Origin of the sequence: Tritonibacter sp. SIMBA_163, assembly GCF_046535935.1 — a bacterium.
Lineage (GTDB): Bacteria > Pseudomonadota > Alphaproteobacteria > Rhodobacterales > Rhodobacteraceae > Epibacterium > Epibacterium scottomollicae.
On the sequence record NZ_JAWJBP010000694.1, the window covers coordinates 1 to 261 of the forward strand.

Genomic DNA, 261 nt, shown 5'->3' on the forward strand with positions numbered 1-261 from the left:
TACCATGTTCGGAAATACCATCAGGTAATAAAAAAGCTTGTTGTCGATAAAGGTAAAAAGGGTTCATTAGATGCTGTACTTTTATCTCCACAGGAACTGGATGCGATTGAAGACAAACTAGATACTGGAAAACCGATAGTTTTGGCTTTAGGAGACAAGGCTCATATTTATAAGATGCCCAATGCAATATCTTACATGAACGATTATGTCTTCGGTAAACAGGAGATAATGACTGATGTAGCTTTAAGGTATGTTGCTTCT

Annotated in this window: 1 protein-coding gene; it reads left to right on the plus strand. The window is 36.8% G+C overall.

All coding sequences use genetic code 11. The annotated features are described in order from the left end of the window. Window positions 1–261 (plus strand): hypothetical protein (locus R0J92_RS24100; RefSeq protein ID WP_411053538.1); only part of this gene is annotated, 261 nt, incomplete at both ends.